24 protein-coding genes are annotated in these 26018 nt (G+C 61.5%); 16 read left to right on the top strand and 8 right to left on the bottom strand.

What is annotated here, in order from left to right:
- Positions 1-276: 276 nt before the first annotated feature.
- Together AC0JZ4_RS18120 and AC0JZ4_RS18115 are read left to right on the top strand one after the other, a co-directional pair.
- On the top strand, positions 277-1305 hold the full coding sequence (locus AC0JZ4_RS18120) for a porin (protein ID WP_471887703.1): 1029 nt from the start codon (positions 277-279) through the stop codon (positions 1303-1305).
- A gap of 279 nt (positions 1306-1584) precedes the next feature.
- On the top strand, positions 1585-2607 hold the full coding sequence (locus AC0JZ4_RS18115; RefSeq protein ID WP_471887702.1) for a porin: 1023 nt from the start codon (positions 1585-1587) through the stop codon (positions 2605-2607).
- A gap of 259 nt (positions 2608-2866) precedes the next feature.
- Here AC0JZ4_RS18115 and AC0JZ4_RS18110 read toward each other — a convergent pair whose 3' ends face one another.
- The gene (locus AC0JZ4_RS18110) at positions 2867-5020 is read right to left on the bottom strand and encodes a lytic transglycosylase domain-containing protein (RefSeq protein ID WP_471887701.1); all 2154 of its coding nucleotides are present in this window, start codon (positions 5018-5020) and stop codon (positions 2867-2869) included.
- A 238-nt stretch (positions 5021-5258) separates the two neighbouring features.
- On the opposite strand from AC0JZ4_RS18110, the gene dapA reads away from it, so the two are divergent.
- Together dapA and smpB are read left to right on the top strand one after the other, a co-directional pair.
- Positions 5259-6143 (top strand): 4-hydroxy-tetrahydrodipicolinate synthase, encoded by an 885-nt coding sequence (dapA, locus tag AC0JZ4_RS18105; protein WP_471887700.1) that lies wholly within the window; start codon positions 5259-5261, stop codon positions 6141-6143.
- 117 nt (positions 6144-6260) lie between these two features.
- Positions 6261-6737, top strand: a complete 477-nt coding sequence (smpB, locus tag AC0JZ4_RS18100; protein WP_471887699.1) for an SsrA-binding protein SmpB — start codon at positions 6261-6263, stop codon at positions 6735-6737.
- A gap of 79 nt (positions 6738-6816) precedes the next feature.
- Here the strand turns inward: smpB and AC0JZ4_RS18095 are convergent, their stop codons facing one another.
- Entirely contained in the window at positions 6817-7392 is a 576-nt protein-coding gene (locus AC0JZ4_RS18095) for a LabA-like NYN domain-containing protein (RefSeq protein ID WP_471887698.1), read from the bottom strand.
- A gap of 283 nt (positions 7393-7675) precedes the next feature.
- On the opposite strand from AC0JZ4_RS18095, the gene rpoZ reads away from it, so the two are divergent.
- Both rpoZ and AC0JZ4_RS18085 read left to right on the top strand, forming a co-directional pair.
- Positions 7676-8080, top strand: coding sequence for a DNA-directed RNA polymerase subunit omega (gene rpoZ / locus AC0JZ4_RS18090; RefSeq protein WP_471887697.1), 405 nt, complete (start codon positions 7676-7678; stop codon positions 8078-8080).
- Positions 8081-8221: 141 nt separating this feature from the next.
- Positions 8222-10468 (top strand): RelA/SpoT family protein, encoded by a 2247-nt coding sequence (locus tag AC0JZ4_RS18085; protein ID WP_471887696.1) that lies wholly within the window; start codon positions 8222-8224, stop codon positions 10466-10468.
- Between the two features lie 90 nt (positions 10469-10558).
- Here AC0JZ4_RS18085 and AC0JZ4_RS18080 read toward each other — a convergent pair whose 3' ends face one another.
- Positions 10559-11182 carry an outer membrane protein gene (locus AC0JZ4_RS18080; protein WP_471887695.1) on the bottom strand — a complete coding sequence of 208 codons (624 nt, stop codon included), beginning with the start codon at positions 11180-11182 and terminating at the stop codon, positions 10559-10561.
- A 353-nt stretch (positions 11183-11535) separates the two neighbouring features.
- Here AC0JZ4_RS18080 and AC0JZ4_RS18075 point away from each other — a divergent pair, with 353 nt between their 5' ends.
- Complete coding sequence (locus AC0JZ4_RS18075; RefSeq protein WP_471887694.1) at positions 11536-12972, top strand: MFS transporter; 1437 nt, start codon at positions 11536-11538, stop codon at positions 12970-12972.
- 2 nt (positions 12973-12974) lie between these two features.
- On the opposite strand, the gene AC0JZ4_RS18070 is transcribed toward AC0JZ4_RS18075, so the two are convergent.
- Positions 12975-14375: an aminotransferase-like domain-containing protein gene (locus tag AC0JZ4_RS18070; protein WP_471887693.1), complete on the bottom strand. Its 1401-nt coding sequence runs from the start codon at positions 14373-14375 to the stop codon at positions 12975-12977.
- Positions 14376-14610: 235 nt separating this feature from the next.
- Here AC0JZ4_RS18070 and AC0JZ4_RS18065 point away from each other — a divergent pair, with 235 nt between their 5' ends.
- A complete protein-coding gene (locus AC0JZ4_RS18065) occupies positions 14611-15501 on the top strand; it encodes a DMT family transporter (protein ID WP_471887692.1) in 891 nt (296 codons plus the stop codon).
- 169 nt (positions 15502-15670) lie between these two features.
- On the opposite strand, the gene AC0JZ4_RS18060 is transcribed toward AC0JZ4_RS18065, so the two are convergent.
- From AC0JZ4_RS18060 to AC0JZ4_RS18050, 3 genes are all read right to left on the bottom strand, one after another.
- The gene (locus AC0JZ4_RS18060) at positions 15671-16459 is read right to left on the bottom strand and encodes an SDR family oxidoreductase (protein ID WP_471887691.1); all 789 of its coding nucleotides are present in this window, start codon (positions 16457-16459) and stop codon (positions 15671-15673) included.
- Between the two features lie 17 nt (positions 16460-16476).
- Positions 16477-16986 (bottom strand): RrF2 family transcriptional regulator, encoded by a 510-nt coding sequence (locus AC0JZ4_RS18055; RefSeq protein ID WP_471887690.1) that lies wholly within the window; start codon positions 16984-16986, stop codon positions 16477-16479.
- A gap of 183 nt (positions 16987-17169) precedes the next feature.
- The gene (locus AC0JZ4_RS18050) at positions 17170-18213 is read right to left on the bottom strand and encodes an SMP-30/gluconolactonase/LRE family protein (RefSeq protein ID WP_471887689.1); all 1044 of its coding nucleotides are present in this window, start codon (positions 18211-18213) and stop codon (positions 17170-17172) included.
- Positions 18214-18601: 388 nt separating this feature from the next.
- Between AC0JZ4_RS18050 and AC0JZ4_RS18045 the strand changes: the two genes are divergently transcribed.
- The 8 genes from AC0JZ4_RS18045 to AC0JZ4_RS18010 all read left to right on the top strand — a co-directional run bounded on the left by AC0JZ4_RS18045 (position 18602) and on the right by AC0JZ4_RS18010 (position 25417).
- Positions 18602-20524, top strand: a complete 1923-nt coding sequence (locus AC0JZ4_RS18045; RefSeq protein ID WP_471887688.1) for a methyl-accepting chemotaxis protein — start codon at positions 18602-18604, stop codon at positions 20522-20524.
- A 260-nt stretch (positions 20525-20784) separates the two neighbouring features.
- The gene (locus tag AC0JZ4_RS18040) at positions 20785-20940 is read left to right on the top strand and encodes a DUF3563 family protein (protein ID WP_471887687.1); all 156 of its coding nucleotides are present in this window, start codon (positions 20785-20787) and stop codon (positions 20938-20940) included.
- 220 nt (positions 20941-21160) lie between these two features.
- Positions 21161-21748 (top strand): DUF2062 domain-containing protein, encoded by a 588-nt coding sequence (locus AC0JZ4_RS18035; protein ID WP_471887686.1) that lies wholly within the window; start codon positions 21161-21163, stop codon positions 21746-21748.
- Positions 21749-21764: 16 nt separating this feature from the next.
- Positions 21765-22184 carry a holo-ACP synthase gene (gene acpS / locus AC0JZ4_RS18030; RefSeq protein WP_471887685.1) on the top strand — a complete coding sequence of 140 codons (420 nt, stop codon included), beginning with the start codon at positions 21765-21767 and terminating at the stop codon, positions 22182-22184.
- A 98-nt stretch (positions 22185-22282) separates the two neighbouring features.
- The gene (lepB, locus tag AC0JZ4_RS18025) at positions 22283-23032 is read left to right on the top strand and encodes a signal peptidase I (RefSeq protein ID WP_471887684.1); all 750 of its coding nucleotides are present in this window, start codon (positions 22283-22285) and stop codon (positions 23030-23032) included.
- Entirely contained in the window at positions 23032-23742 is a 711-nt protein-coding gene (gene rnc, locus AC0JZ4_RS18020) for a ribonuclease III (RefSeq protein WP_471887683.1), read from the top strand. The genes lepB and rnc overlap by 1 nt, the downstream gene beginning before the upstream one ends.
- 10 nt (positions 23743-23752) lie before the next feature.
- On the top strand, positions 23753-24697 hold the full coding sequence (era, locus tag AC0JZ4_RS18015) for a GTPase Era (RefSeq protein WP_471887682.1): 945 nt from the start codon (positions 23753-23755) through the stop codon (positions 24695-24697).
- A gap of 240 nt (positions 24698-24937) precedes the next feature.
- The gene (locus AC0JZ4_RS18010) at positions 24938-25417 is read left to right on the top strand and encodes a PAS domain-containing protein (RefSeq protein ID WP_471887681.1); all 480 of its coding nucleotides are present in this window, start codon (positions 24938-24940) and stop codon (positions 25415-25417) included.
- Positions 25418-25468: 51 nt separating this feature from the next.
- On the opposite strand, the gene AC0JZ4_RS18005 is transcribed toward AC0JZ4_RS18010, so the two are convergent.
- Positions 25469-25861, bottom strand: coding sequence for a hypothetical protein (locus AC0JZ4_RS18005; RefSeq protein ID WP_471887680.1), 393 nt, complete (start codon positions 25859-25861; stop codon positions 25469-25471).
- Positions 25862-26018: the final 157 nt, after the last annotated feature.

The following is a 26018-nucleotide window of genomic DNA, read 5'->3' as shown; positions in this document are numbered from 1 at the left end:
CTAAGTCCCTGTCACAAAAATGTTTTCTTAACGAAACCTAAACTTTTAGCGATTGCCGCATGCGGTTTTGTGCTCTTTCGGCAACACGTTTTTGGGAAGCGGCTGTGAAAGGTCTGTTACCAGCCAGTTCGTCGTTGCGCCTCAGCCGACGATTTGTATTTTCCAACATCAGAGACGCGGCGGTGGTTCGTCCGTTTCGAAATCGGGGATGAGCTCGAAGGTATTTCCTTCGGTCAAAAACACCGAACCTTATGTAACTTTGACTGGAGGTCAAAAATGAACATCAAGAGCCTTCTTCTCGGCTCCGCTGCAGCTCTTGCAGCAGTATCCGGCGCCCAGGCTGCCGACGCAATCGTCGCCGCTGAGCCGGAGCCGATGGAATACGTTCGCGTTTGCGACGCATTCGGCACTGGTTACTTCTACATCCCGGGCACCGAAACCTGCCTCAAGATCGGCGGCTACGTTCGCGTTCAGGTCGACGGCCGTTCGGACAGCGACAGCGACGAAGCTGGTTACCGCACCAACACTCGTGGTCAGGTTTCGCTCGACGCACGCACCGACACCGAACTCGGCACCCTGCGTTCGGTCGTTACGCTCCGCGCTAACACCAACACCGACGAAACCTTCCGTCTGAACGAAACCTTCATTCAGCTCGGCGGCTTCCAGGTCGGTTACTTCTACAACTACTTCGATATCGGTCTGCCGGGCGAAACCGTTCTGTCTGACAACGCCGGTGCTGACACGCTGAACAACTCGCTCCGTTACACCTATGACGCTGGTGTGTTCTCGGTTTACGGTCAGGTTGACGCTTTCGACTCGCAGGACGGCTGGAAGACCGATGGTCCGACCGGCGCAACGAGCAACTGGGATGAGCTCGGCGTTAACGGCGTTATCGCTGGCAAGTTCGGTGGCGTAGCCCTCGACTTCTTCGCTGGTTACGACTTCGACGCTGAAGAAGCTGCTTTCGCTTCCACGCTCTCGGCTGAACTCGGCGCTGGCAAGCTCGGCATCTTTGCTGCCTACGCAACCGGTGCAAACCGTTACTTCCAGGCTGCTGAGTGGACTGTCGGTGCTGAATACGCATTCGCCGTCACCGAGAAGTTCAAGGTTACTCCGGGCGTTCAGTACTGGGATAACATCGACTACGTTGCTGGCGACTTCACCGGTGGTGATGCATGGCGCGCAGGTGTAACGGCTGATTACGCCATCACCTCGGGTCTGTCTGCTAAGGCGACCGTCAACTACAACGACGAAGACGGCGACGACTACGTCGACGGCTTCCTGCGTCTGCAGCGCTCGTTCTAATCTGATCTTTCAGATCTGATCGGAAAGCCCGGCCTTTGTGCCGGGCTTTTTGTATTTCGAATGGCGAATCAAAAGATTTCGATATCGAACGGCAACTGAGCTTTGGCGGTTGAGGCCGCGATAATGTTGAATTCCGACGCTAAAGTTGTGACAAATAAGTGACTCTCTAATGCAACTGTTGAGGGCGGCGATGCCAAACGCACCTATTCGCTTGTCGGCCGCTGCAACCTGAATGTACCTTCATCAGCGTAAGTTCTACTGCTGACCGGGGAACCCCTCATGAAAATCACTAGCCTTCTGATTGCATCGACTGCGGCGCTCGCGAGCGTCACTGTTGCCCAGGCCGCCGACGCCATCGTCGCCGCCGAACCGGAGCCGATGGAATACGTTCGCGTCTGCGACGCTTTCGGCACGGGTTACTTCTACATTCCGGGTACCGAGACCTGCCTCAAGATCGGCGGCTACGTTCGCGTACAGGTTGACGGTCGTTCGGGTGACGGCGTCGTTGACGGTTACCGCACCAACACCCGTGGCCACCTGACGCTCGACGCCAAGTCCGACACCGAGTTCGGCACGCTGGCTTCGACCATCAACCTCGAAGCCAACACCAACACCGACGAAGCTTTCGTTCTCGATGAAACCTTCATCGAACTGGGTGGCCTTCGCGTTGGTTACTTCTACAATTACTTCGATAACGGCCTTCCGGGCGAAACCGTTCTGTCGGATACCAACAGCAACACACTGAACAACTCCATCCGTTACACGTTCGACGGCGGTGCGTTCTCTGTTTACGGCCAGTTCGACGCTTTCGACTCGCAGGAAGGCTGGAAGACCGGCGGTCCGACCGGCGCAACCAGCAACTGGGATGAACTCGGCGTCAACGGCGTTATCACCGGCAAGTTCGGCGCTGTAACCATCGACTTCTTCGCTGGTTACGAGTTCGAAAACGAAGAAGCCGCTTTCGCATCTACGCTTTCGGCTGACCTCGGGCCGGGTTCGCTCGGCATCTTCGCTGCCTATGCAACCGGTGCCAACTACTACTGGCAGGATGCTGAGTGGACGATCGGTGCTGAATACGCTTTCGCAGTCAGCGAAAAGTTCAAGATCACCCCCGGCGTTCAGTACTGGGATAAGGTGTCCTTCGACGGCGAAGACTTCGTTGGCGGTGACGCATGGCGTGCAGGTCTGACGGCTGACTACGCCATCACGACCGGCCTGACCACCAAGGCGACCATCAACTACAACGACATCGACGGCGACGACTACTGGGACGGGTTCCTGCGTCTGCAGCGTTCGTTCTAATCTGATCGTTCAGATCTGATCGGAAAGCCCGGCCTTCGTGCCGGGCTTTTTCGTGTTTTGGCGATAAGGTCGGTGCAATGGGCAGCTCCCCGGTCCGCGAGGTGATAGGCGCGTTGCTCGCACGCAGTTGGGCCGACGATCATCCGGAAGAGGACAGGCGGGCGGATGGGAGCGAAGCGCTGCCTTTCGGCTTCCTTGTTCGAAAGGAATGACTGCGGCAGGCCACACCAAGCCCATGAGCGGACATGACCTTTGCAGCCTACCGCCGTCCGAACCTCAGATCCGCAACGATATCCGCCTTCTGCCCCAGCCTTGTCTTGTAGACCTGGTAATTCTCCAGCACGCGCTGCACGTAGTTGCGCGTTTCGGGGAAGGGGATGCGTTCCACCCAGTCGATCACCTCGTCGATGGATTTTCCGCGTGGGTCGCCGTAGCGGGCGATCCATTCCGGTACCCGCTTCGGGCCGGCATTGTAGGCGATGAAGGTGAGGATGTAGGAGCCGCCGAAGGCGTCGATCTGTTCGCCGAGATAATGCGCCCCGAGCGTCGCGTTGTAGCCGGCATCGCTGGTCAGCCTTTCGGCCTTGAAACTCATTCCGTGGCGCTTGGCCACCCCTTGCGCGGTGCCCGGCAGAAGCTGCAGCAGGCCGCGCGCATTGGCCGGCGAGACGGCGGCCGGATTGAAGGCGCTTTCCTGCCGCGCGATCGAGTAGGCAAGTGCCTTGCCGGACCCGGCGATGTTGGCGCCGGCCGGAATGACGCCGATCGGATAGGCGAGGGCGGCAACATCGACGCCACGCGAGAATGCGGACTTGCCGATCCTCAAGGACAGCGCGTGATCGCCCTGTTCTTCGGCGCGCGCGCTCAACAGAGCCAGTTCGCCGGGGCTGTCGATCTGTTCGGCAAGTGCGGCATAAAGTGCCGCCGCACGCCGGTCGTGACCGACGGCATCGAGCCTTGCAATGGCGCGCACCACCTCGCGGGCGGCGAAGCGCTGGCGATCCTGGGGTGTCGGTGAGGGATAGCTGACATTGAGCGTCGATTGCCCGAGCTTTGCCGCCGCAATCTGTCCGTAGAACGTGCCGGAATAGCGTGCCGCCTGCTCATAGAAAGAACGCGCTTGTCCCGGTCCGCCGGCTTCGGCCGCGCGACCGAGCCAGTAGAGCGAACGTGAAGCCGAAAGCGGGCGGCTGGAGGCGTCGAGGATCCTGCGGAAATGCGTTTCTGCAGTCGTCGGGTCGTTCAGCGCCCGCAATGCATACCAGCCGGCATGGAATTCGGCGTCGGCCTTGTCGACCGCCGATTGCGCCACATGGTTGGCGACGAGCCGGTAGGCGGCGCGAAATTCGCCGCGGTCGGCAAGGCCGCGCGCGATGATGCGCCGCTCGTTCCACCATTCCGTGGCGTTGACCAGCTTTGCCGGATCGCGCGGCACCCGCTCGAGCAGTTTTGCCGCCTCGGCATAATCGTCCTGCCGGCGGGCATTTTCGATGCGGATGAACAGATAGGCGGGGTCGCTTGTCCAGGACCCGTCGACGGCATTGATCAGCTGGCCGGCATTCTTGGCGTTGGCGGCGACCGCTGCCCATGCCTTGTAGAGCGATTGCGCATTGCCGAGTACGGAGAACCGTTTCGCCTGGGCCACACGGCCGCGATACATCAGGTAATCCATCCGTGCCTTGTGATCGGCGGCGGACAGGAGCGTGCCGAATTCTCCCGTCACCCTGTCCTCGGTCGCCGTATCGAGCGCTTCGGAGGTCCAGAGCGCGCGGATGGTGCGGCCGGCCTCAGTCGTCTGGCCGGAACTGGCCTGCGCGCGGGCCAGGATCATCGCACCTTCCGGCGTCTGCGGGCCATACTTGCCCATCGCTGCAAGCACGGCGGCGGGCGGCGGGTTTTCGCGGTAGAGCGCCCGTTCTTCGCGGGCGCGCAATCCGCCGAGGCCGGGCCAGCCGGAGAGCTCGCGGGCAGCTGCTGCGATTTCGCGGTAGGGCACATCACGCATGCCGGAATTGGCGATCGCCCAGGTGAGGATCTGCCGGTCGAGCGACCCGGACGGCATGCCGTTGCGCACGGCGATCGCCTGCGCCGCATTGTCATCGGAGAGCGCGTCGAGGCCGGTCTTGAGCGCGGTCGATGCCAGTGGCCGATCGACGCGGGGGATGGAACCGGTGATCTCCGGCACGGGCATCATCGCCGGCGTTGCCAGAGAGGGGGGGGCCGGTGAGGGGGAGGCCTGCGAGCCCATGGGTGGCAAGGGGGATGACGGCGTCGGCACGCTGATGGCTGCGTTCGGCCGCGCAAAGGGCAAGGGCACGATGCCGCCGCTCATAGCGCCGCCTTGACCGAGCGCAAGGCTCGATACGCTTGCTGCACCCAATCCCAAGGTGAGGATCAGCGCTGGCTTCTTCATCCGGTAACTCGCAGAAAGATATGGATCTTGATCGGTTAACCCCATTAGGCTCCGCCACGGTTAACGAAACCCTACCGTGTTTCAGACATTGCGCAATTTCGCGCCGTGCAGAGATCATAAACCCGTGAGCTTTACGCTTGTCGGCAATTCTAAGCCGCTCTATGGTGCGCGACCTTAGTTATTGATTGCGGCCGAAGCATGGAGTGAAACATCCAGCGCGGCCATGGGAGTTTTATGCATGTTCAAGGGATCGATCCCCGCGCTCGTCACACCCTTTACCGCTGAAGGGGCCGTCGATGAGAAGGCGTTTGCGTCTCATGTCGAGTGGATGATCACCGAAGGCAGCACCGGCCTCGTCCCGGTCGGCACGACCGGCGAATCGCCGACGCTGTCGCATGACGAGCACAAGCGTGTCGTCGAGCTCTGCGTCGAAGTGGCCGCCAAGCGTGTGCCTGTCATCGCCGGCGCCGGCTCCAACAACACGACCGAAGCGATCGAGCTGGCCCAGCATGCCCAGGAAGTCGGCGCCGATGCGTTGCTGGTCGTCACGCCCTACTACAACAAGCCGACGCAGAAGGGGCTCTATGCTCATTTCGCAGCGATTGCCGAGGCAGTTTCGCTGCCGATCATCATCTACAACATTCCCGGCCGCTCGGTCATCGACATGACGCCGGAAACCATGGGTAAGCTCGTCAAGGCGCACAAGAACATCGTCGGCGTCAAGGATGCGACCGGCAAGATCGAGCGCGTCTCCGAGCAGCGCATTTCCTGCGGCAAGGATTTCGTCCAGCTCTCGGGCGAAGATGCGACGGCGCTCGGCTTCAACGCCCATGGCGGCACCGGCTGCATTTCGGTTACCGCCAATGTCGCGCCGCGCCTCTGCGCCGAATTCCAGGCGGCAACGCTCGCCGGCGATTACGCCAAGGCGCTCGAATATCAGGACCGCCTGATGCCGCTGCACAAGGCGATCTTCATGGAGCCCGGCCTCTGCGGTGCCAAGTATGGCCTCAGCAAGCTGCGCGGCATGAACCGGCTTGTGCGCTCGCCGCTCGTTTCCGAGCTTGAGCCGGCCACGGAAGCGGCGATCGATGCTGCCCTTCGCCATGCGGGTCTCCTGAACTGAGCCAAGACCGACGCATAAGCTTCACATTCGGCCCCGGCCGCACTATATGAGATCGAACCCCGCTCATCGCTCATGGGCGGGGTTTTGCGACTGTAGAGCGAAAATGGAATTCGTCTGATGGCACCCAAAGGCAGCCAGCGCGTGGTGAACAAGATCGTTGCGGAAAACCGCAAGGCTCGCTTCAACTACGAGATAATCGATACCTATGAGGCTGGCCTCATGCTGACCGGTACCGAGGTGAAGTCCCTGCGTGAAGGCAAGGCCAATATCGCCGAATCCTACGCGTCCGATGAGGGCGAGGAAATCTGGCTGATCAACAGCCATCTGCCGGAATACCTGCAGGCCAACCGTTTCAATCACGAGCCCCGTCGCCGTCGCAAGCTGCTGCTGTCGAAACGCGAGATCAACCGTCTGCGCAACAGCATCAACCGCGAGGGCATGACGCTGGTGCCGCTCAAGATCTATTTCAACGACCGCGGCAGGGCCAAGCTTGAACTGGCGCTCGCCAAGGGCAAGAAGCTGCACGACAAGCGCGAGACCGAGAAAGAACGCGACTGGAACCGTCAGAAGTCGCGGCTGCTGAAGAACGGCTGAACGGCGTCATGCGTTTGAATGTCATCCAATAAAAAAGGCGCCGTTTCCGGCGCCTTTCGACATTCTGGATCGATGTCCATCACGACGCTGCCGGTTCAACCGGCTCCGTGGCGCGCACCGGGCGTTCGCTCGGATCGCGACCGACTTCCGCCTTAAGCGTCATCAGATCGATGAAGTGGTCGGCCTGGCGGCGCAGATCGTCGGCGATCATCGGCGGCTGGGTCGACATGGTCGAAACGACCGAGACCTTGCGGCCCCTGCGCTGCAACGCTTCCACCAGATTGGTGAAATCGCCGTCGCCGGAGAAGATCACCAGATGATCGACCGTCTCGGACTGTTCCATGGCATCGATGGCAAGCTCGATATCCATGTTGCCCTTGATCTTGCGGCGGCCCAGGCTGTCGGTGAATTCCTTCGCCGGCTTGGTGACCACCTTGTAGCCGTTATAATCCAGCCAGTCGATCAGCGGCCGGATCGAGGAATACTCCTGATCCTCGATCAGCGCGGTGTAATAATAGGCGCGCAACAGATAGCCGCGTTTCTGGAATGCCTTCAGAAGCTTTCGATAGTCGATATCGAAGCCGAGGCTTTTCGAAGCTGCGTATAGATTTGCGCCGTCGATGAAGAGAGCAATTTTCTCTCTCGGGTCAAACATATGTCTCCATCCCTTTTTGTATGCCTGTCCTTCAGCCTCTCGGCTCACCTTAAAGTGAAACCGAAAAGATTGGAATAATTCATTACATTAAGAACTATTCATATAGCTGTCATGTATGGCACGATTCTAAATAATCCAAGCACGCTTTGATTGAAATTCGAGCGGCTGTAATCCCCCATTCTGGTGGGCCGTTGCCGATCCGGGCAGGAAAAACTTGAATTTGCCCGCCAATGGCTGTACGGGCTAACCAATTCCGGAAATTCAGGACCGTAAAGGACAGGCTATGGCCCGTGTCACAGTAGAAGATTGCATTGACAAAGTCGACAACCGTTTCGAGCTGGTGCTTCTCGCAAGCCACCGCGCGCGCCAGATTTCGCAGGGCGCCTCGATCACGATCGACCGCGACAATGACAAGAACCCGGTCGTTGCGTTGCGCGAAATCGCCGACGAGACCCTGTCTCCCGACGATCTGAAGGAAGACCTGATCCACTCGCTGCAGAAGCATGTGGAAATCGACGAGCCCGAGCCCGATCCGGCTTCGCTCATCGCTGCCGGCGGCGTTTCCGTAGCAGCAGATGCGGAAGACGACGATGCGCCGGAAAGCATCAATTTCGACCAGATGTCGGAAGAAGAGCTGCTTGCCGGTATCGAAGGTCTGGTTCCGCCGGAAAAGAGCGACGATTACTGATCGATACTGGGCTGAACGCAAGGTATCGTTCATTCTATCGCCCTAATCTGGTTGTCTCAATGATGATGGCTGCGCTAACCGACGGTTGGCGCGCCATTTTCGTTTGTCAGAGGCTGACGATTGTAAGGGACATATCCGGGAATGATGAGGCAGTACGAGCTCGTTGAGCGGGTGCAGAAATACAAGCCCGACGCCAACGAAGCTCTTCTCAACAAGGCCTATGTTTATGCCATGCAGAAGCATGGCCAGCAGAAGCGTGCTTCTGGCGATCCCTATATTTCCCATCCGCTCGAAGTGGCGGCCATCCTCACCGACATGCATCTCGACGAGTCGACCATCGCGGTCGCGCTACTGCATGATACGATCGAGGATACGACGGCGACCCGCGCCGAGATCGACGAGTTGTTCGGCGAGGATATCGGCCGTCTCGTCGAGGGGCTGACAAAGCTGAAGCGCCTCGACCTCGTGTCGAAAAAAGCCAAGCAGGCGGAAAATCTGCGCAAGCTGCTGCTCGCCATTTCCGACGACGTGCGCGTGCTGCTCGTCAAGCTGGCCGACCGCCTGCACAACATGCGCACGCTCGACCACATGAAGCCCGAGCAGAAGGCGCGCATCTCCGAAGAGACGATGGATATCTACGCGCCGCTTGCCGGCCGCATGGGTATGCAGGACATGCGCGACGAGCTGGAGGACCTCTCCTTCCGTCATATCAACCCGGAAGCCTACGAGACCGTCACCCAGCGCCTGGCCGAACTATCCGGCCGCAACGAGGGCCTGATCAAGAAAATCGAGGACGAGCTGCGCGAGCTGCTGGTCGCCAACGGCCTGCAGGGCGCCTTCGTCAAGGGCCGCCAGAAGAAGCCCTATTCCGTCTTCCGCAAGATGCAGTCGAAGTCGCTATCCTTCGAGCAGCTCTCGGATGTCTACGGCTTCCGCATCATCGTCGATGACACCGCCTGCTGCTACAAGGCGCTCGGCATCGTCCATACCCGCTGGCGCGTCGTGCCGGGCCGGTTCAAGGACTATATCTCCAACCCGAAGCAGAACGATTACCGCTCGCTGCACACGACGATCGTCGGCCCGTCGCGGCAGCGTATCGAGCTGCAGATCCGCACCGAGATGATGCAGGAGATCGCCGAATACGGTATCGCCGCCCATGCGCTCTACAAGGATGGCAGGGGTGGCTCCAAGAGCGACGATCTGCTGCCGAAGGAGAGCAATGCCTATTCCTGGCTGCGCCATACGATCGAATCGCTGGCCGAAGGCGACAACCCGGAAGAATTCCTCGAACATACCAAGCTCGAACTGTTCCAGGATCAGGTTTTCTGTTTCACTCCGAAGGGCAAGCTGATTGCACTGCCGCGCGGCGCGACCCCGATCGACTTCGCCTATGCCGTCCACACCAATATCGGCGACACCACGGTTGGCGCCAAGATCAACGGCCGCATCATGCCGCTGGTGACACGGCTCAACAATGGCGACGAGGTGGAGATCATCCGTTCCGGCGTGCAGGTGCCGCCGGCCGCCTGGGAAGAGATCGTCGTCACCGGCAAGGCGCGCTCGGCCATCCGCCGTGCCACCCGCATGGCGATCCGCAAGCAATATGCAGGCCTCGGGCACCGCATTCTCGAGCGCACGTTCGAACGTGCCGGCAAGATCTTCTCGCGCGACGCGCTGAAGCCTGCGCTGTCGCGTCTGGCGCAGAAGGATGTCGAGGATACGATCGCGCTCGTCGGCCGCGGCGAACTCTCCTCCCTCGACGTGCTGCGCGCCGTCTTCCCCGATTACAAGGATGAGCGCGTGACGGTAAAGCCGTCCGCCGACGATGGCTGGTTCAATGTCCCGAGTGCGTCGGGCATGATGTTCAAGCTGCCGGCGCAAGGAGGAGCAAAGGGGGCTGCGGAGGCCGAGAACGCCCAGGCGTCCGGTCTTGCGACACTTCTGCCGATCCGCGGTCTCGCGTCCAACACGCGGGTGCGCTTCGCACCGAGCGGTGCCGTGCCGGGCGATCGTATCGTCGGCATCATGGATGAGGGCAAGGGCATTACCATCTACCCGATCCAGGCGCCGGCGCTGCAGAAATTCGATGACGAGCCGGAACGCTGGATCGATGTCCGCTGGGATCTCGATGAGGCCAACAAGTCGCGCTTCCCGGCCAGGATCGAGATCAACACGATCAACGAGCCCGGCACGCTGGCGACGGTTGCAAAGACGATAGGCGCGCTCGACATCAACATCCGCACCATGTCGATGGGCTCCAACCGCGCCGACGACTTCTCCGAAATCGCCATGGAGATCGAGGTCTGGGACCTGCGCCAGCTGAACCAGCTTCTCTCGCAGCTGAAGGACCTCGACTGCGTCGCAAATCTCAAGCGCGTCTACGACTGACCCTGCATTCAGGAAAAGCTGAACAGCCATAAAAAACGCCGCCCGAAGATTTATCCGGGCGGCGTTTTGTCGTTTCGGATCGGGAAAAGCTTAGAACTTCACACCAACGCCGACCTGGATGACATGCTGGTCGAAATCGACGTCGAGACCGCCGAGATTGCCGCTGCCATAGTCGTTGTAGCGATATTCGAGACGGCCGAAGATGTTGTCGGTGAACGCGTGGTCGACGCCGGCACCGATCGTCCAGCCATGCAGCGTGTCATCGTCATCGACAGCGCCGTTGACTTCGACATTGGTGGCTGTCCAACCGCCGGCGGCAAACACCAGGGTGCGGTCGAAGGCATAGCCGACGCGGCCGCGCACGGAGCCGGAGAAGCCGCTTTCGACATCGACAGGACCGTAGTCGTTGTCGTTCCAGTCGTAGTTCGCGTCACCTTCGATACCGGCGACGAAGCCGTTGGAGAACTGCCAGTTGTAACCGACGAAGCCGCCGAGACGCCATCCGTCGAAATTGTCCGAACCAAAACCTTCGAGATCGCCGTCACCAAAGCCATAGCCGGTATGGGCACCCACATAGGCGCCGCTCCAGGAAAACATCGGCGCGGTTTCGATGGCGACCGGTGCAGCCGGGATCTGCTCGACGGCGTCGGCGGCGAATGCTGCGGTGGAGGCAGCCAGTGCTGCGGTGGTTGCGAGAACGAAAAGACCCTTCATGGGTATGACCTCCGTATTGAGTGATGATCGATCATGTAGGAGCTCTTGCTAAAAAGGCTGTAGCTAAAATGTCACGCGCTGAAAAATCAGCCAGGCAATGGCGCGGATTTGGGCGAGGTGCCGATTTCGTGATCTTTCGTGTAGGGAAGGCGCCCTTGCCATCGCGTGGTCCTGCTCCGCGAAGACGCGCGTCCGCGGCTTGCCAGGTGGTCTTTCCAGGTTCTGTCCGTGCTTCATCGAGGGGTCGGGGCAGGCGGGGCATTTTCCCGTTGACCCCGGCTCCGATGGGGAATCTAGCTGTTGCCGCGGAAGCGGGCAGCGAAGCGACATCCTGAACAAGTGCGGCGGAAGACATGGCGAGCGAGATTGAGACGGGGGGCGGGTATTCAAGGCCCGAACCGTCGCAGACAGAAGAGGCCACAGGCGGCACACGCCTGTTTGCGGGACAGAACGGCCGCATGCTGGCGCTCATTTCCGCCGGCATCGGCCTGCATGCCTTCAACCAGTTCGCCATCGTCGCCGCCATGCCGCTCGCCGCCGCCGAGCTGGGCGGGCGTGACTGGTTCAGCTGGGTCTACAGCCTCTATTTCATCGGATCGATCGCCGGCGGCGTCACGGCTGCGTCTGTAAGGGACCGGCTGGGCGTCAGGGCAAGCCTTGGTCTCGCTTCGCTTGTCTTTGCGATAGGCGGCCTCATGGCCATGCTCGCGCCGTCCTTCGGCTGGATCGTGCTCGGCCGATTGCTGCAGGGACTGGGTGACGGCATCATCGTTGCCGTCTGCTACAGTCTGATCCCGGCCAATTTCGCGTCCTCGCTCGTGGCTCGCGTCTTCGCCGTCGAGGCGACCGTCTGGGCGGTGACCGCGCTGCTTGGTCCCTTCATCGGCGGACTGCTCGCGCAGGGCGTGTCCTGGCGGGCCTCATTTCTGGCGGTGCTGCCGCTTTTGGCCGCGCTCGCGCTGTTTGCCGCATTGACGAGGCCGAAGACTAGCGGCGGCAAGGCGGCGGGCTTTCCGCCTGTCACGGTCGCGCTCAGCATCGCGACGGCCTTCCTGTTCGCCCTGTCCTCGGCGAGCAGCCAGCCGCTCTGGCAGGCTTCACTGCTGGCGCTGGCGCTTGCGGCACTTATTCTCGTCGTCAGGCTCGATGGCCGTTTCGGTGCGCGCCTGTTCCCGTCCTCGACATTCGTGGCTGGGACGGGGCTTGGCCGCGCCTTTCTCATCCTCTTCCTGATGTCGGCAAGTCATTCTGCCGGCAGCACCTATCTGGCGCTTCTTCTGCGCGAGGTCTTCCATCTCGGCCCGGCGGCCGTCGGCTATATCGTCGTCACCATGGCCCTGATCTGGAGCGCCGTCGCCATGCTTGCCAGCCGCGCCGAGGCGCTTGGCCGGCGTCAGGGCCTGATGCGCAGCGGCGCGCTTTTCCAGTTTGCCGGATTTACCGCCATCGCCTGCGCCATCGGCATGCAATGGCTGCCGCTCGTCATCGCCGGCCAGATGCTGGTCGGCACCGGCTTCGGCCTGTCCTGGGCAAGCATCAACCAGGCTGCGATGGAGGCCGCCTCGAGCGACGAGCGTGATCGCGCAAGTGCGCTTCTGCCGACCATGTCGACGGCGGGCTATGCGGTGGGAGCTGCCCTGTCCGGCACCATCGCCGTCGCCACGGAGCTGACGGCAAGCCTGTCATCCGGCACGGCGGGCGACACCGCCTCCTGGCTTTACGGCACCGCGGCAATCGGTGCGCTCGCAAGCTTTGTTCTCGGCCGCGGCCTCGTGCTGAAAAAGGACTGACTTCAGGGCCGCATCGCGTCCTTCAAGGCCTCGAATATTCGCGCATCGAGCGTTTGCGAAACATTGAAGCGCATGAAGTGACCCGCCGACTGCGACAGGCTGAACGCGTTGCCGGGTGCCAGCACGACCTGCCGCTTGAGACACTTGCGTGCCACCTCTGCCGCATCGACATCGCCCGGCAGCCGGCACCAGAGAAACATGCCGGCCCGGACACCCGATGGAAGCGCCGTCACCGGCTCGATGTCGAGCGCTGAAAGCCGCGCCGTGACCTCTGCCATCGCCTTCGAAAGTCTCACCCGCAAACCATCCATGTGCTTGCGATAGCCGCCGTCGGAAAGCGCCGCATGGGCAATCTCCTCGGTCAGCTGCCCGCCGGCAAAGGTGGTGGCGATCTTCAGGTCCACCAGCCTCTCGATCCAGTCCGGTCGCGCGGCGATGAACCCGCAGCGGGCCGCGGCCGACAGCGTCTTGGAAAAACTGCCGATATGGATGACCCGCTCCAGCCCGTCGAATGCCGCAAGCCGCGGCGCGGCAACGGTCTCGAAGTCGGCAAAGATATCATCCTCGACGATCGTCAGATCGAACTCTTCGGCGATCTTCAGCACGCGATGGGCGGTAACGGGTGAAAGCACGGCGCCGGTCGGGTTGTGGATCGCCGAATTGGTGATGTAGAGCCGCGGCCGATGCGCGCGGACGGTGGCCGAGAAGGCCGCGACATCCGGGCCGTTGGCCGTATAGGGCACGCTGACGATCTTTGCCCGATGCGCCCGTAAAAGCGCATGGAAGTTGAAATAGCATGGGTCGTCGACCAGCACCGTATCGCCCGGCTCGATCAGGAACCGGCAGATGAGATCGATCGACTGGGTGCCGGAACCGGTTAGGATCACCTGCTCCGGCGATGCCTCGATGCCACGCTCCGCCATTCGGCGGGCGATCAGCCGCCTAAGCGGAGAAAGGCCGAGCGGCGTACCGTAGTCTGCCAGTACCGATGCATCTGCCCGTGACACACCACGCAAGGCCTTGCGCATCGCCTCTTCCGGCAACCAGGAGGGAGGCAGCCAGCCGCAACCCGGCTTCAGGGTGTCGCCGCCGCTTTCCAGCGATTGACGCGAGATCCAGAACGGATCGACAGCCCGGTCGAGCTTCGGCCCGGCCTCGGCGGGAGAGAAGGGGGCGGCCTGGTTTGCGACGTAAAAGCCCGATCCCGGTCGCGAAACGATCGCCCCTTCCGCCACAAGCCGCTCATAGGCATCGACGACGGTGGAGGTGGAGACCGAAAGCGTGGCGGCGAGTGCGCGCACCGACGGCAGCTTCGCCCCCGGCGTCAGCGCCCGCCCGGCAATCCGCTGTCGGATCGTCGCCATCACCATCTCTGCCTTGGTCGATGCCGCGCTTAAGTCCATTCTCTGATCCGTACTGGTTTGTGCGCCATAACAGTTTGAGAAAATTGTATCAGACTGTTGCTGGCAAGGCCATGGGGCGAGGCGCATAAGGCGGGTGTACTCGAATATGCGGCAAGCCTTTCTCTGACCCGACCCCGGATCGCTCGGCAGCCGATTTTTGACGATGGGCATGTGCGGCATCGCCGCATGACGACAATGATCGGCATTCCGGCCGACAGAGTGACTGGAGCATGAGATGGACCGCGGCATTTCTGGGTGGTTGAACGGCTTTATCGGGGTGCTGATCTTCTCCGGCTCGCTGCCGGCGACCCGTATGGCGGTGATCGGCTTCGATCCGCTGTTCCTGACGGTTGCCCGCGGCACGATCGCCGGTCTCCTGTCGCTCTGTATCCTGCTTCTGTTTCGCCAGAAACGGCCGTCCGCGAAGGATGCCGTGACCTTGGCCATGATTGCGCTTGGCGTGGTCGTCGGCTTTCCGCTGCTGACGGCGATCGCCCTGCAGCACATCACGTCGGCCCAGTCGATCGTCTATATCGGCCTGTTGCCGCTCGCGACCGCCATCTTCGGCGTCATGCGGGGCGGTGAGCGGCCCAGGCCCGCCTTCTGGATCTTCGCCGTCATCGGCGCAGGCCTCGTTACCGGCTACGCGTTCGTGCGCGGCGGAGGGGCCGATGGTGCGGAAGCGACCTTCCTCGGCCTGTCGCTCGGCGGCTGGCTGATGCTCGGCGCGGTCGTCGCCTGCGGCTATGGCTATGCCGAGGGCGCTGCATTGTCGAAGCGCCTTGGCGGCTGGCAGGTCATCTGCTGGGCGCTGGTCATCGCGCTGCCGGTCATGGCTGTTGCCGCATTCGCCCTGATGCCGCCGGATTTCGCCGGCGTCACCGCACCCGCCTATGCAGGCCTTGCCTATGTCTCGCTGTTCTCGATGCTGATCGGCTTCATCTTCTGGTATCGCGGCCTGTCGCAGGGCGGCACCGCCTCCGTCGGCCAGCTGCAGCTGTTGCAACCCTTCTTCGGCCTGGCGCTTGCAGCGCTGCTGCTGGGCGAGGCGGTAACGCCCGCCATGTTCGCCGTCACCCTCGGCGTCATTCTCTGCGTCGCGGCGGCGCGGAAGTTTTCGCGGTAGAAAAGGGTGGAAACAAGTGGGCGGCCAGCGTGATCTCGCGGCAATGACGTGACGTCAATCTATCATCCGACCCCGTTCTAAAGATAACGGCAGTCGCGCCCGGCCGCCTTTTGGCAGACTGGGCACGATCCGTCCATAGCCTGTCTTGACCTTTGCTCTTGCGGGGCTCTCACGCAGTCGCCACCGGCTTCGCATTCGCCACGCCGGCAAGCCATTGCGGCAGCGTGATCTTGCCGATCAGCGCATCGCCCACCGGCACCAGTGACGTTGTTGTAACCGGTGCGCCGAAGTAGTCGAGCGAAGCATCGGCGGTGACCGGCCGGGTGTCGCCCTTGCCGTTAAGATAGGTCCGCATCAGGCTTGCGAAGGAGGCGCGATCGGGACCGGCGAGATCGATCGTTGCATTGCGAGGCTCCGAAAATGCGACCTCGACCAAGGCCGCCGCCACGTCGTCCGCTGCGATCGGTTGGAAATCGATGTCCGGGACCGTGACCGCGCCATCGCGCGTATAGCCGTCGGCAAGGCTCTCCATGAATTCATGGAACTGCGTCGCCCTGATGATCGTGTAATCCTGGCCGGAGGCGATGATCGCTTCCTCCTGCGCCTGCTTTCCGCTCAGGTAAGGGTTGCGGGTGAGACCGTCCGTGCCGACGATCGACAGCACGACGTGATGGCGCACGCCCGCAACCTTCTCTGCATCCGTCAGATTGCGGCTCGACGTGCCGAAGAAATCGCGGATGATGTGTTCGTCGAAGGAGACCATGTTGGAAACATCGATCACCGTGTCGGCGCCTTCGAGCGCAAGCGACAGCCCTTCTCCCGTATAGGCGTTGATGCCTTTGCGCGAGCTTGCGGCAACGGCCTCATGGCCAGCCTCGCGAATGAGGGCGACGACCTTGGAGCCGATCAGGCCGGTGCCGCCGATGACGACGAATTTTCTGGGGATGCCAATAGTCATGTCGACTTCTCCTTGTGTTATCGGGCGCGATTGCCCGCTCTGCGTTCGTTGATCTGCAGGAATGCGCAGCCGCGTGCGGCAATGCCGCCGTCGTCTTCTGCGCCAACCTGCGCCGAAAGATCGGCGATCGTCACTTTGGCCAACTCGGCACGATAGGCCTTTTCGGCCTTCAGCATCGCCGCATTGATCTGGCACGGTTTCGAAAAATACCGGCCGGGCAGGGGATTGGGGCCGCGCTGACGGATTTCGGCGCAGCGGAAGGCGGGCGCCGGCCCTTCGACGGCCAGCACGATATCGAGCAGGCTGATCTCGCCTGCTGCCTTCGCCAGCCGGTAACCGCCCTTCGGCCCCGGCACCGTCTTCAGCAGTCCAGCGCCCGAAAGCGCCTGAAGATGCTTTAGGAGATAGCTCGGCGAGACGCCGTGCAGTTCGGCAAGCGCTGCCGCCGAAAGCACGCCGTTTTCCGACAGGCCTGTCAGAAAGGTCATGCAGTGAATGGCCTGCTCCACACCGTCGCTCAGTTTCATTACCGCTCTCCTTATCGTGGATAAAGAATATCCACGATAAGGAGAGCGGTCAATTTCGCTTTGGTGAACGATGCGTTCGCTTGTTGCGCCCGATCGCTTATGGCCGGCGGCGGCAAAACGAAAACGGGCCGGATTGCTCCGGCCCGTCGATATTCGGTATTGAGGCGTCAGTCGATCGGACGATCAGACAGCGCCCTGGGTCTCGACATAGAGTGCGTAGACCGAGTGGCTGGACGCCATGTAGAGGCGGTTCTTCTTGGCGCCGCCGAAGACGACGTTCGGGCAACGCTCCGGCAGCTTGATGAAGCCGATTGCCTTGCCTTCCTTGTTGAAGATCTTCACGCCGTTCAGATCTTCCGGCTTGGCGCCGGCAGCACCCGACGAGCCCCAGCCGCACCACAGGTTGCCGTCGACATCGACCTTGAAGCCGTCGAGGCCTCCATTGTCGTCGGCGGTGATCAGCGCCTTCTTGTTGGAAACGGTCGCGCCGTCCTTGGCAACGTCATAGGACCAGACGATGCGGTAGGGCTGTGCACGGCCTTCGACGACATAGAGCTTCGTCTCGTCTTCCGAGAATGCGATGCCGTTCGGTCCCTTCAGCTCGTCGGTGATCAGCGACAGCTCGCCTTCGGCCGAAATGCGATAGACCGAATGCGGCAGCTCGGCTTCCGCCTTTTCGCCTTCCCACATGCCGCCGATGCCGAACGGCGGATCGGTGAACCACAAAGAACCGTCCGACTTGCAGACGATGTCGTTCGGCGAGTTGAGCTTCTTGCCCTTGTAATTGTCGGCGAGAACCGTGATCGAACCGTCATGCTCGGTGCGGGTGACGCGGCGCGTCAGGTGTTCGCAGGCGATCAGGCGGCCCTGAAGGTCGCGGCAATGGCCGTTGGCATAGTTCGAGTTGGCGTCGAAGACGCTCCAGGTTTCGTTGGTCTCGTCATACTTCATCACGCGGTTGTTCGGGATGTCGCTGACCAGCAGATACTTGCCGTCGCCGAAATAGACCGGGCCTTCCAGCCAGCGTGCGCCGGTGGCGACCTGTTCCAGCGAGGCGCTGGCAACGCGATACTTGGCAAAGCTCGGGTCGAGGACCTGGATCGCCGGGTCCGGATAGATCGGCGAGGGGGTGAAGCCGATGGCCTGTGCGGAGGCGATCTTGGTGGTGACGGCAGTGGCTGCAGCGGCAGCCGAAAGCGTCAGGATGTTACGGCGGTTGAAGTTCACGGATTACGCCCTTCGATAAAGGAATTCTGGTTTCATGGGTCCGCATCATGCAGCGCTTCCGAGCCGGGCTCATGGCTCGGGCTATGCCTACCGGCATTTCCTTGTGCGCTGCAACAAACCGAGCCGTTTCTTAGGGAGGGATGGTTACGCGCTTATGAAAATAATGTCCGAAACATGGCAGGCGCTCGCGGTTCGTCCAAAAATATAGTGCAATGCAGCAAGTGTAAGATTTTTTTCACGAAAATGGGCCTAGGGTTCGCGCCAAGGATTTTGCGGCCTGTCCCGGTCGCCGCGTGCATGATGCGCGTCGTTTCGCCAGACAATTCCTGAATTTCCCAAAAATGTCCCGCCATGTGCCCGGCTTTCAGTTTATCTGAGAAGGTCTACCATGCTGAAAAATTTAAAGATTAAGACGAAATTCCTGATGGCGATTGCCATCCTCGGCATCATTTCGCTCGCCGGCCTGCTGTTCGTCACGCAGCGGTTCAGCGCCGCCAACGAGTCCTACTACAGCTTCCTTCAGAACGAGAGCAACGCGGCGACCTTCGGTCCGCGCGGCGCCGCCGGCATGTGGACCGCAACGACGTGGCTCAGCCGCGCTCTCGCGCAGGACCCGACCTCGGAAACCTTCAAGGATCTCTCGGGCCGTTTCGCCAAGGAAATCACCGGCGCCCGCGCCCGCCTCGAGCAGATCCCGGCCATCGTGCCGAGCCGCAAGGCTGCTATCGACGAACTCGTCGCCGGCGCCGATCAGCTGAAGTCGATCGGTGACCAGTTGCTGCAGGCGCATGCCGCCGGCAACGCTGCGCAGGTCAGCACGCTCGAAGCCCAGCTCGACAAGGCGATCGTCGACCTGTCGCCGAAATTCGGCGCCAACAACGGCGCCATGGCCGAGATCATCAAGAACGGTTCGGATCGCCTGTCCGCCGAAGTCTCCTCGACCATCCAGTTCGCCATCGTCGGCATGCTGATCGGCATCGCGGTCGCGATCGTTCTGGCCCTGACGATCGCCCAGAAGGGTATCACCGCGCCGATGGCCCGCCTGCGTGAGCGCATGGCGTCGCTGGCAGCGGGCGAGACCGCGTCGGAAATCGTCGGTCTCGACCGCAAGGACGAAATCGGCCAGATGGCCGACGCCGTCGAAGTCTTCCGTCACAACGCGCTGGAGCGTACCCGTCTCGAGCAGGAGGCCGATGATCATCGCAGCCTGTCGGAACACGAGCGTATCGAGCGCGAGGCCGCCAAGACCCGCGAAGCCGCCGACGTCAAGTTCGCCGTCGACAATCTGGCGCAGGCCCTGAGCCAGCTGTCGGACGGCAATGTCTCCTACCGCATCGAGCAGCCGTTCACCGCCTCGCTCGACGGCGTCCGTGGCGACTTCAATGCTTCGGCTTCCAAGCTTCAGGCAGCTCTCGAGCAGGTTGCCCAGAACGCCCGCAGCATCGAGGCGGGCTCCGCCGAGATCAAGTCGGCCGCCGACGATCTGGCCAAGCGCACCGAACAGCAGGCCGCCTCGGTGGAAGAAACCGCGGCAGCGCTGGAAGAGATCACCACGACCGTCAAGGATGCGGCCCGCCGCGCCCAGGAAGCCGGTTCGCTGGTTGCCCGCACCCGCCAGGGTGCCGAAAAGTCGGGTGAAGTCGTCGCCAATGCCGTGAAGGCCATGGAGGAGATCGAGAGATCTTCCGGCGAGATCGGCAACATCATCGGCGTCATCGATGACATCGCCTTCCAGACCAACCTTCTCGCACTCAACGCCGGCGTTGAAGCCGCGCGTGCTGGTGAAGCCGGCAAGGGCTTTGCCGTCGTTGCCCAGGAAGTTCGTGAACTGGCCCAGCGTTCCGCAAACGCCGCCAAGGAGATCAAGACCCTGATCACCGCCTCGAACCACCAGGTCCAGAACGGTGTTCACCTCGTCGGCGAAACCGGCAAGGCGCTGCAGACGATCGTCACGGAAGTCCAGGAAATCAACCGCAACGTCAACGCGATCGTTGAATCGGCACAGGAACAGTCTTCGGGCCTGCAGCAGATCAACACCGCCGTCAATGCGATGGATCAGGACACCCAGAAGAATGCCGCCATGGTGGAAGAGCAGACCGCTGCAAGCCACGGCCTGGCCCGCGATGCCGCAGCGCTGAACGCGCTTCTTGCCCAGTTCAAGCTGTCGGTTCAGGCGCATAACAGTGCCGTACGTGCGGCCCGTGGCCACGAGGCGCCTGCCGCTTCGCCGGCCCGTGCGCTCAGCCGCAAGCTGGCCGGCGCATTCAACGGCAACGCTGCGGTCAAGGCCGAAAGCTGGGAAGAGTTCTGAGCCTTCCCTTCGAGGGTGGAAGCAACCAAAGGCCCTGCTACGAAATGACAGCCGCGGAAGCTTTCGAGCTTCCGCGGTTTTTTCGTACCAGGAATTATGAGGGTACATCAGTTTGCATAATTTTGCGCCGCATTGATCGCGATCAAGGTCGCGGCCATGCGTCAGGTGCAAGGCTGTAGAGCGATGCCAGCGTTGGTAAAACACCCCGCAAAGGCGTATTTACAAGGCAACGCTAAAGCACGAACCGAAAGAAGAAACCCATGTTTGACACCGTACGCAAGTTCGCCCGCGCGCTGCGGGTCCCCACGGCCCAGGATCGCGAAATGGCCTATCTCAACGAAGCCCGCGACCGCATCGATCTCGAGCACCGCATGCGCCAGGTGGACCGCGGCATGTTCCGCAAGTCGTCGTTCTGAACCGAACCGAATATCCGGGCGCCCACCGCTGGTGCGGGCGCCTGTCGGCAGTGCGGTATGCGTCCGTTTCTGCCGCGGTCTTCGTGACCGGCCCAATTCCGCCATCATTTTCCGGCTTTCGCTTTCATCGCTTGTGATATGAAAGAGCAGTCGATGCGCTGGACACTCCGGCAGCTTTTCCGGCATTGCTTTCGAAATCCTTTGGGCGGATAGACCACAGATGCCGTTTCGTCGTCGCAAACCATTGTCGTTTGGCCAGAAGCTTGCTGGCCTTGTCATCCCCCGCCGAGGCTGGGCGGTCGGTCTGCGCCGCACGCTCGGCTATTACCGGCTGAAGGTGATGCGCATCGGCGGTTCGCCGCACGCAGTCGCCGCCGGTATCGCGGTCGGGGTCCTGAGTGCCTGGACGCCCTTTCTCGGCCTGCATATCCTGCTGGCGCTGCCGGTCGCGTGGCTTGTCGGCGGCAGCGTCGTTGCGGCAGCACTTGGCACTGCCTTCGCCAATCCGCTCACCTTGCCCTTCATCTGGTCGCTGACCTGGGAAGTCGGTCATTTCGTTACCGGTGCGGAACCGTCGGCGAAACCGGTCGATCTCGAAGCGCTGTTTTCCCACCTCGACGTGACCCAGCTTTGGCGCCCGGTGCTCGAGCCGATGCTGATCGGTTCGCTGCCGCTCGGCCTCCTCTGCGCTGCCGTCTTCTATGCCGCGACCTATTTTGCTGTCCGTTCCTTCCGCAATCGGCGGCTGGGCCGCTTGACGGAGAGGGCGAGAGTGATCAAGTCAGTCGAAACCGGTTCGGCACTCTAAGACGGCAGGCTAGACTATGATCATCGGCATGGGCAGCGACCTCATCGACATCAGGCGCGTGGAAAAATCCATCGAGCGCTTCGGCGAACGGTTCACCCATCGCTGTTTCACCGATATCGAGCGGGCGAAATCCGACCGCCGCAAGAATCGGGCGGAATCCTACGCCAAGCGCTTCGCCGCCAAGGAAGCCTGTTCCAAGGCGCTCGGCACCGGGCTTGCCAACGGCGTATTCTGGAAGGACATGGGCGTCGTCAACCTGCCGGGCGGCAAGCCGACCATGGTCTTGACCGGGGGCGCTGGCGAGAGGCTCGCCGAGCTGATGCCCGCCGGCCATGAGGCTGTCATCCACGTCACCATTACCGATGAATACCCTTACGCGCAGGCCTTCGTCATCATAGAGGCGAGGCCGCTCGGCGCGCTGCTTACCCCTGCATAACCGGGTGGCATGAAGCAATCGTAATCTCCGGCCCATTGCCGACGGCTGGGTTAGAGTTTAGACAGTCAGCCACTCGCCGAGATAGAAAGAAGTGATACGTGTCCGATAAAGCTGAGACGAAGCAGCAGAATGCGCTCTGGGAAAACATCAAGGTCATCATTCAGGCCTTGCTTCTGGCAATGGTCATCCGCACCGTGCTGTTCCAGCCGTTCACCATTCCGTCCGGCTCGATGATGCCGACACTGCTCGTCGGCGACTACATCTTCGTCAACAAGTTCGCCTACGGCTATTCGAAATATTCGCTGCCCTTCTCGCCGGACCTGTTCGACGGTCGCGTCCTGCAGTTCAGCGAACCGGCGCGTGGCGACGTCATCGTATTCCGCCTGCCGCAGCAGCCGGAGATCGACTATATCAAGCGCCTCGTCGGCCTTCCGGGCGACCGCGTGCAGGTGCGCGAAGGCATTCTCTACATCAACGGCGCCGCAATTCCGAAGCAGGCCGACGGCAGCTTCACCTCCGACTACCGCCTCGATCCGGGCGCCAACGTGCCGATTTTCCGCGAGACCTTCGACAACGGCAAGACTTTCGACACGCTCGACCAGCTGCAGAATTCGCGCGGTGACAACACACCGGAATTCATCGTTCCCGAAGGCCATTACTTCTTCATGGGCGACAACCGCGACAACTCGCTGGACAGCCGCTTTGACGTCGGTTTCGTTCCGGCCGAAAACCTTGTCGGTCGCGCCAGCGTCATCTTCTTCTCGCTCGGCAACGACACGTCCTTCCGCGAAATCTGGAAGTGGCCGTCCAACATGCGCTGGGATCGTCTGTTCAAGGGCGTCAACTGATGAAGAACAAGTCTTTGTCGGTTGACGACTGGAGCCAGCTGGAAACGGCGATCGGCCACGTCTTCACCGACAAGCAATGGCTCGACCGGGCGCTGACCCATGCCAGCACCGGTACCGCCAAGAATGCCAATTACGAGCGGCTTGAGTTTTTGGGCGACCGCGTGCTCGGCCTGTGCGTCGCCGAACTCCTGTTCACCACCTTCCGCACGGCGGAGGAGGGCGAACTTTCGGTGCGCCTCAACCAGCTTGTCAGCGCCGATAGCTGTGCGACCGTTGCCGACGAGCTGGAGTTGCACCGTTTCATCCGCACCGGCGCCGATGTGAAGAAGCTCACCGGCAAGCGCATGCTCAATGTCCGCGCCGACGTGGTGGAAAGCCTGATCGCGGCGCTCTATCTCGATGGTGGGCTTGAGGTGGCGCGCGCCTTCATTCTCCGCTATTGGAAGGATCGTGCCAGCCAGCCGAATGCGGCACGGCGCGATGCCAAGACCGAATTGCAGGAATGGGCGCATGCCAAGTTCGGCCTGACGCCCTCTTACAAGGTAGACGACCGTTCGGGACCTGATCATGATCCGCGCTTCACGGTGACGGTGGAGATCAAGGGAACGAAGCCTGAAACCGGCACCGAGCGCTCGAAACGGGCAGCCGAACAGGTTGCCGCAACCCGTATCCTCGAACGCGAGGGCATCTGGCCGAAGAGCCAGGATTGATTGGACCGATATGACTGAAGACCACAACATTGCCGGTGACGAGAACGAAGCCGCAGCAGGCCCGACCCATTCCGGCTTCGTCGCCCTGATCGGCGCCACCAATGCCGGCAAGTCGACGCTGGTCAACCGGCTGGTCGGCGCCAAGGTCTCGATCGTCAGCCACAAGGTTCAGACGACCCGCGCCATCGTGCGCGGCATCGCCATCCACGACAACGCCCAGATCGTCTTCATGGACACGCCCGGCATCTTCAAGCCGCGCCGCCGTCTTGACCGCGCCATGGTGACCTCTGCCTGGGGCGGCGCCAAGGATGCCGACATGATCGCGCTTCTGATCGACAGCGAGCGCGGCATTCGCGGCGATGCGGAAACGATCCTCGAAGGTCTCAAGGATGTTCATCAGCCGAAGATCCTGCTCCTGAACAAGATCGACCAGGTCAAGCGCGAGGATCTTCTCGCACTCGCCGCCGCCGCCAACGAGAAGGTCGATTTCGAACGCACCTTCATGATCTCGGCGACCAACGGTTCCGGTTGCGACGACCTGATGGATTACTTCGCCAAGACCCTGCCGGAAGGCCCCTGGTACTATCCGGAAGACCAGATCTCCGATCTGCCGATGCGCCAGCTCGCAGCCGAGATCACTCGCGAAAAGCTGTTCCTGCGCCTGCACCAGGAACTTCCCTATGCCTCTCACGTCGAGACGGAGAAATGGGAAGAGAAGAAGGACGGGTCGGTTCGTATCGAACAGGTCATCTATGTCGAGCGCGAGAGCCAGAAGAAGATCGCTCTCGGCAAGGGCGGCGAGGCGATCAAGGCCATCTCCACGGCGTCGCGCAAGGAAATCTCCGAGATCCTGGAGCAGCCTGTCCACCTCTTCCTGTTCGTCAAGGTTCGCGAGAACTGGGGCGACGATCCGGAGCGTTTCCGCGAGATGGGCCTGGATTTCCCCAGGGGCTGACGCTTGACTTTCCCGTTATGAGCGCAATTTGACGCCTTTGGAACGCGTCAAATGTGATATCTGCTTGCAAATATGTGCAACCTTGCGCGGTAGCCTTGACAGGGCGCAACTGTGCAACTTTGATCGGTTTTGCAACCAGACGAGTCATTTCGCCTGTAAATGACAAGCAAAGAGAGCGCCATAAAGGATGCAAGCTGCATGGGAACCAGCAAGTACTTCGGAAAAGACAAAGGCGTGGATATGAAGGACGCAGTCGGGTTCTTCAGCTGGGACTTGAACGAAAACAAGGTCTTCGCCGATCAGGTTTTCGCGCATTTCTACGGAATTCCGCATCGCGAACTTGAGGTCGGGGCGCCGATCGAGCAGGTCATCAAGCATGTCTCGGAGGACGACATGCCGAGGGTGGCAAGAGCATTGCACGAGACCATCGTCTCAGGCCAGCCCTGCCATCAGACCTACCGCATCGCCCATCCGACCGGGCGCATGATGATCGTCACGGCACAGGGCCGATGCCTGCGCAATGCCGAAGGCATGCCGTCGATCTACACGGGGCTGGTTACGGCCGAAGAGGCCGGCTCCAAGACGACAACGTCCGAGGCCGATCCGTTGGCCTCGCATTGCATCGAGGCTTTGAAGCTTGCCAAGCGCCGCCGTCATGCGCTGGCCGAGCGTTACCTGACATCCGCACTGGGCGCGCTTGGACGCCGAGCGGACAACTGATCGTCTCGGTCAGGCCGGCGAGGGGCGTTGCGCTGCCTCGCCGGCATAACCTCAATTCTGGCGGGCCATCAGCGCCTTGACTTCCTCGAAGCGGCGGCGGTTTTCAGGCTCCTGTTCGCCTGGGCCGTAGCAGGTCTTGGAAATGCAGAAACGCACGAGACTGTGCGGCGGCGCGGCCTTGTCGAACTCGCATTCGATCTCGTTATTGAAATCCGTCGGCTTGGCGTCGTCGCGGGTCGAATAGGTCAGCCGTGCGCCCGGAGGATCAAGCTCCGGGAAGGACTGCACGATGCCGGTTTTCAGGGTCGAGACGAGCAGGAAGTTCTTGGCGACGGCAACGCAGGCCTGCTCCAGCTGCGGCGACTGGGCGAGAGCCGGCGGCGCGGCGGCAAAGCCGGCAAGCGCGGCGGAGAGGGCGGCGGCAGCGATAACGGCGTGTCTCATGGGAACTCCCTTGGCATTGTGATTGTTTGGCGGGAGAATTCCGCCAGGGGGCGATTTGTTCCCGCAGAGATGACGGGTGATCGCAGTTTCCGAGCGGCCGTTGCGCGGACGCAAAAGCGATTCAATCTGAACGGCTTATGCGCTAGAACGGAATCAT

This window comes from [Rhizobium] kunmingense (assembly GCF_977018605.1).
Note: the sequence above shows the minus strand (reverse complement) of the source record. Positions and strands in the feature narration are given on the sequence as shown.

Coding starts and splice junctions, on each gene's coding strand:
- dapA (WP_471887700.1), top strand. CDS start 5,259: ATGTTCAAGGGATCGATCCCCGCGCTCGTCACACCCTTTACCGCTGAA.
- acpS (WP_471887685.1), top strand. CDS start 21,765: ATGATCATCGGCATGGGCAGCGACCTCATCGACATCAGGCGCGTGGAA.
- AC0JZ4_RS18040 (WP_471887687.1), top strand. CDS start 20,785: ATGTTTGACACCGTACGCAAGTTCGCCCGCGCGCTGCGGGTCCCCACG.
- AC0JZ4_RS18115 (WP_471887702.1), top strand. CDS start 1,585: ATGAAAATCACTAGCCTTCTGATTGCATCGACTGCGGCGCTCGCGAGC.
- era (WP_471887682.1), top strand. CDS start 23,753: ATGACTGAAGACCACAACATTGCCGGTGACGAGAACGAAGCCGCAGCA.
- rpoZ (WP_471887697.1), top strand. CDS start 7,676: ATGGCCCGTGTCACAGTAGAAGATTGCATTGACAAAGTCGACAACCGT.
- AC0JZ4_RS18065 (WP_471887692.1), top strand. CDS start 14,611: ATGGACCGCGGCATTTCTGGGTGGTTGAACGGCTTTATCGGGGTGCTG.
- AC0JZ4_RS18035 (WP_471887686.1), top strand. CDS start 21,161: ATGCCGTTTCGTCGTCGCAAACCATTGTCGTTTGGCCAGAAGCTTGCT.
- AC0JZ4_RS18110 (WP_471887701.1), bottom strand. CDS start 5,020: ATGAAGAAGCCAGCGCTGATCCTCACCTTGGGATTGGGTGCAGCAAGC.
- AC0JZ4_RS18120 (WP_471887703.1), top strand. CDS start 277: ATGAACATCAAGAGCCTTCTTCTCGGCTCCGCTGCAGCTCTTGCAGCA.
- AC0JZ4_RS18070 (WP_471887693.1), bottom strand. CDS start 14,375: ATGGACTTAAGCGCGGCATCGACCAAGGCAGAGATGGTGATGGCGACG.
- AC0JZ4_RS18075 (WP_471887694.1), top strand. CDS start 11,536: ATGGCGAGCGAGATTGAGACGGGGGGCGGGTATTCAAGGCCCGAACCG.
- AC0JZ4_RS18045 (WP_471887688.1), top strand. CDS start 18,602: ATGCTGAAAAATTTAAAGATTAAGACGAAATTCCTGATGGCGATTGCC.
- AC0JZ4_RS18010 (WP_471887681.1), top strand. CDS start 24,938: ATGAAGGACGCAGTCGGGTTCTTCAGCTGGGACTTGAACGAAAACAAG.
- AC0JZ4_RS18085 (WP_471887696.1), top strand. CDS start 8,222: ATGATGAGGCAGTACGAGCTCGTTGAGCGGGTGCAGAAATACAAGCCC.
- AC0JZ4_RS18095 (WP_471887698.1), bottom strand. CDS start 7,392: ATGTTTGACCCGAGAGAGAAAATTGCTCTCTTCATCGACGGCGCAAAT.
- AC0JZ4_RS18055 (WP_471887690.1), bottom strand. CDS start 16,986: ATGAAACTGAGCGACGGTGTGGAGCAGGCCATTCACTGCATGACCTTT.
- smpB (WP_471887699.1), top strand. CDS start 6,261: ATGGCACCCAAAGGCAGCCAGCGCGTGGTGAACAAGATCGTTGCGGAA.
- AC0JZ4_RS18060 (WP_471887691.1), bottom strand. CDS start 16,459: ATGACTATTGGCATCCCCAGAAAATTCGTCGTCATCGGCGGCACCGGC.
- AC0JZ4_RS18005 (WP_471887680.1), bottom strand. CDS start 25,861: ATGAGACACGCCGTTATCGCTGCCGCCGCCCTCTCCGCCGCGCTTGCC.
- AC0JZ4_RS18080 (WP_471887695.1), bottom strand. CDS start 11,182: ATGAAGGGTCTTTTCGTTCTCGCAACCACCGCAGCACTGGCTGCCTCC.
- rnc (WP_471887683.1), top strand. CDS start 23,032: ATGAAGAACAAGTCTTTGTCGGTTGACGACTGGAGCCAGCTGGAAACG.